At 56.5% G+C, this 4,021-nt stretch carries 4 protein-coding genes and 1 pseudogene; 3 read left to right on the top strand and 2 right to left on the bottom strand.

Going from position 1 to position 4,021, the window contains the following annotated elements:
* Positions 1 to 146 (top strand): annotated as a pseudogene (locus AAAB16_RS05600) (hydrolase); the annotation flags it as partial.
* A 366-nt stretch (positions 147 to 512) separates the two neighbouring features.
* Positions 513 to 1,499: a hypothetical protein gene (locus AAAB16_RS05605; RefSeq protein WP_340662449.1), complete on the top strand. Its 987-nt coding sequence runs from the start codon at positions 513 to 515 to the stop codon at positions 1,497 to 1,499.
* Between the two features lie 135 nt (positions 1,500 to 1,634).
* Here AAAB16_RS05605 and AAAB16_RS05610 read toward each other — a convergent pair whose 3' ends face one another.
* Positions 1,635 to 2,666 carry a hypothetical protein gene (locus AAAB16_RS05610; RefSeq protein WP_340662450.1) on the bottom strand — a complete coding sequence of 344 codons (1,032 nt, stop codon included), beginning with the start codon at positions 2,664 to 2,666 and terminating at the stop codon, positions 1,635 to 1,637.
* Between the two features lie 146 nt (positions 2,667 to 2,812).
* On the opposite strand from AAAB16_RS05610, the gene AAAB16_RS05615 reads away from it, so the two are divergent.
* Positions 2,813 to 3,367 (top strand): hypothetical protein, encoded by a 555-nt coding sequence (locus AAAB16_RS05615; RefSeq protein ID WP_340662451.1) that lies wholly within the window; start codon positions 2,813 to 2,815, stop codon positions 3,365 to 3,367.
* A gap of 68 nt (positions 3,368 to 3,435) precedes the next feature.
* Here the strand turns inward: AAAB16_RS05615 and AAAB16_RS05620 are convergent.
* Positions 3,436 to 4,021 (bottom strand): GGDEF domain-containing protein (locus AAAB16_RS05620; protein WP_340662452.1); only part of this gene is annotated, 586 nt, incomplete at its 5' end.

Genomic DNA, 4,021 nt, shown 5'->3' on the forward strand with positions numbered 1-4,021 from the left:
AACTGATGAACTGGTTTGGCGTGGCCTGTGAGCTGCACCGCGACTGGCGCAACGACATCGAAGGCCTGGGCACCCTGTGCGCCAACCACATTCCCGACTACCGCAACCTGTTCACCAGCTACAACGCTTTGACCGCAGGCAAGTAAGCGGGCAGGGCGCGCGCTCTGAGCGTCGCAGGGTGTGCTGTGAGCACCAAGGCACTTGCCGGATGATCGCCTGGTGCGCGCAGCACACCCAAAAGCACCCCGCCCAAGAGGCATCTATTTACACATCGTAAAAAACCGCAGCCCTTTACAGAAGGCTGCGGTTTTTTGCGTTTATAAAAGTGCTGCGCAACTACGGAACAAACAGTTAACGAAACTTTAATCGCAATGAATAACGCCGCTTGGTCACGGAGTAAGGCCGATTAGATAATCATGGATCGCTGTGATTTGGCGCATTGTTTTGCCGGGTTAGGTTGTCTAGTCTCTGCCAGCCCAAGAAGGGCGAAACCAAAACGGAAGGATCAATTTATGGATAGCAAAACACCCAAAGCGTTGCTCTTGGCTACTGGCCTATTAATGGCATCTGCCTCGCATGCCGCCGGAACACTTATCGGCCAATGGGACTTAAACGGCGACGGTAAAGTTGAATCGGTATACCGAAACGGCGCGAACTTGGATGTTCAAACCGCTAATGGCCCGGTCACCAGTTATGCCATCGGCAATACCGTATGGGCTGTATTTGGTGCCGCCGATACCGACGGCAAACCCGGCGCCGAAGTTATTATCAAAGCCGGCCCAGATTTGCAGGTCGTGCGCCATGCCAGCAAAACCAAAAAGTCTTACCCAATGGGTAACCGAGTCTGGTCCGTTATAGCTGCCGCCAACGTCGATAACAGCGAAGGCAACGAAGTCATCATGAGCGTGGGCACCGGCATCGCCCACCTCAACGAGAAAACCGGCTCAGTGAAGGAATATACCTTCGACTACAACTCCACCTGGTCGCTGGTTGCCGCTGCAGACCTCACCGGCCAAGGTGCCGACGTGGTGCTGAACATGGGTAACGGCATCAAGGTCGTTAACCTGCGCAATAACAACAACAAAGACTTCACCTTTGCCGGCTATAGCGCCGTGGTTGGCGTGTATGAAACCGATGGGTTGGCCGGCGGTGAAATTCTCGGCAGAACTTCCGACAAGGTTTACCTGATTAAAGGTGGCGTAACCGGTAACGTTAAATACTACGAGGGAAGTTCAACTTACCAATGGGCTATCTACGGTAACTCGGTAGATACCGATGGCGCCGCCGGTAATGAAATTATCCTGGCCATGCAAGGTTTTATCCGCATTATTCACCCAGCCACCAATAGTGTTAAAGACTACCAAGTCGGTAACACCAACTACAGTATCGACTCTGCCACCGATATTGACGGCGTAGCCGGGGTTGAACTGCAAGTGCGTGATGCCACCGGCAAGATCTTTATCCTTAATGACCGCTTGAAGAAAATCTACGCGCTGTAAAATGCAAAAAGCCAAGCGGTTAAGCGCTTGGCTTTTTACTGGGGAAGTTAACGTTGATGTACGTGGAAAACGTTAACCCACTGGTAGGGCGTGCTGTGCGCACCAAGCGATTGGCACAGCACACCCTGATTTCCGTTACTGCCTCCAACAATCACTAAAGCGCGAGCAGATGTCATAACGCTCATCCAGCTCCGCCATCCGCCGACGCTGGTTGATAAGGGCCTCGGCCATCACCTGTTTCATTGCCAGTAGGTAGTACTGGTGCATGTTGCTGTTGGTTTGCAGCGCACTGCTGGTGTTTAGCGTGTCTTCGTCTGGCCCTAATTCTTTTAGGTGCTTGTCTTCCAATTGCTGCAATTGCAGGCGGTAGTGGTCTTTGTACATTTGCAACGCACGAGGCTTGGCGGTCAGCATGTCATTGGCCAAGGCGCTCATGATCTGCCGGTACTCGGTCCAATAGGCCGGCGGCACGCTAATGCCCATTTGCTGCTTACGTTCGGCCACAACCTTATCGAGGTGTTTGGCACTGGCGTCTGGGTTATCGGCAATGGCCGGACGCTGCATATCGCTGGTCAGGCTGTCGGCAATGATCTGCTCAATCAACGCCACACGCGCTGGGGTATCGGGCACGCGGGCTGGTGCTTTGTTGGCCGAGCAGGCCGGCAGCCCCTTGTCTACAACCACCATCGGGTCGCGTACAACCTTGCCATTAATGTTCGCCAAACGCGTGAGCGTTGCCTTACACAGGTTGCCCTCATAGTTGAAGGTCAACTCGTACTCCGAGCCCTTGTGCGGGGTGAAGTTAAACCCGGTGCCGCACACGGTGGCGTTGCCCAAGGTGTTAACCCGTACCAGCAGTTCTTTGCCAGGCGGCAGTTTCACTTCCAAGTAGGCGTCGGCGCCGGCTGGCGCTGCAACCTGCATGTCGGCGCGCCGCTTGGTATTGGCCATTAAGGGGTTATTGAGTATGCCGGTGGTGCGCCCGGTGCAATGCGCGTCGTCGTAGACGTCGAGGGTGGCGCTCTGCTCAGCGCTAATAAAACGCAGCTTTGCCGCATCGGGCTCAGTCGCGTCCGGGTAGGTGCCGTTTACGCTGCAGGCACTGAGCGTGCCGAGGAGTATGGCTAGGCCCACTGTCCGTAATAGGTAAAAATTGCCAGTTAACATGGTCATCCTTGAAAGGGCCGCGCAATAAAGGGCCGGCATGCTACGCAACGGTTTGCCGAGCGTCCACTGCCGGCCGGCGCAACGGTTGATCGACGATTTTGTTCAACAGCCAGCCCACCTACTGCTGGTTTTAAGCGAGGTTGTAGATGCTTGGAAAGGGTCGTTTTATAGCGCTTGGGCTGCTGCTCAGCCTGGCCGGTTGTGCCCAATTGCCCGAGGAGATGACGCTTACTTCGAAAACCTATTCAGCGCAAAACGCCGGCTTGGTGGTGGGTGCACTGGTGTCCGACGGGCCTTATGGCACCTGGCTGCAATTTAGCGACATCAACACCGGCAAAACCTACGGCTGGGGCGCCAAAGACTACTACTCGGTATGGCTGCCGGCTGGCGACTACCAGGTCAGTGAGCTGGGCGCGCGGCGCGGAGTGATGGGACCATTCGCGGCGCCCTTGCGCTTTCGCGTGCAGAACGGCGTCATCAACTACGTAGGCGAACTGGTCTATGGCTGCCCACGCTACCCGGCACCCGCGGCCTACTACGGCGTGAAAAATTGCGGGCTGCTGGCCCTCGCCACCTGCACCGTACCCAATGCCGACGTAGGTATGTGCGTAGTGGACCGACAACCGCAAGCGCTCAAGCGTTTTTTACGCGCCAATCCGGCCTACGCCAACATGCCGATTAATCCGGCACTGATGAAATAACGCTAAGCCCGCCAGATTGGCGCCGATAAAAAACCGCAGCCAGGCTGCGGTTTTTAGGGGCGATTGGCTCATGACACCTGCAAACTTTTACGCCGCTGTTTGACCTTATACATCTCCCGGTCCGCCAGCTTGATCGCTTCCTCGGCGTCAACGCCATCGGGCATCAACGCCACCACGCCGACACTGGCACCGGCATAGCGCAACTCACCATTGTCCAAGGCGTAGCGGCCGATGGTGGCGCTGGTCAAACGCTCCTGCAATTGCAGCGCGGCGTTGCGCATGGCGGTGGGCAGCTCAGCCGGTTCAACCTGCACACCCATGGCGATCACCACAAACTCGTCACCCCCGGTGCGGCCCAACACATCGCTGGCACGCAAACAGATCTGCAGATTGCTCGAGACCTCGCGCAAAAAGGTATCGCCGGACTGATGGCCGTAGGTGTCATTAATCGACTTGAAGCCATCCAGATCGACCATCCCCACCACCACATAGCGGCCTTCGCGTTTGGCCAGTGCCAGCAGCCGCTTGACCTCGCTCATCACCGCGCGACGGTTGTACAGGCCGGTGAGGGCGTCGGTAAGGGCCAGGGTGGCCAGCTCGGTATTGGTCGCCTGCAAGCGCGTCACCAAGGTTTCGCGCTCCAAGGAAAAGCCC

This window comes from Pseudomonas sp. (assembly GCF_037994325.1).
Taxonomy (GTDB): Bacteria; Pseudomonadota; Gammaproteobacteria; order Pseudomonadales; family Pseudomonadaceae; genus Aquipseudomonas.

Excerpts from the sequence above, each read along its gene's own strand:
- AAAB16_RS05615 (WP_340662451.1), top strand. The coding sequence starts at position 2,813 with ATGCTTGGAAAGGGTCGTTTTATAGCGCTTGGGCTGCTGCTCAGCCTG.
- AAAB16_RS05610 (WP_340662450.1), bottom strand. The coding sequence starts at position 2,666 with ATGTTAACTGGCAATTTTTACCTATTACGGACAGTGGGCCTAGCCATA.
- AAAB16_RS05605 (WP_340662449.1), top strand. The coding sequence starts at position 513 with ATGGATAGCAAAACACCCAAAGCGTTGCTCTTGGCTACTGGCCTATTA.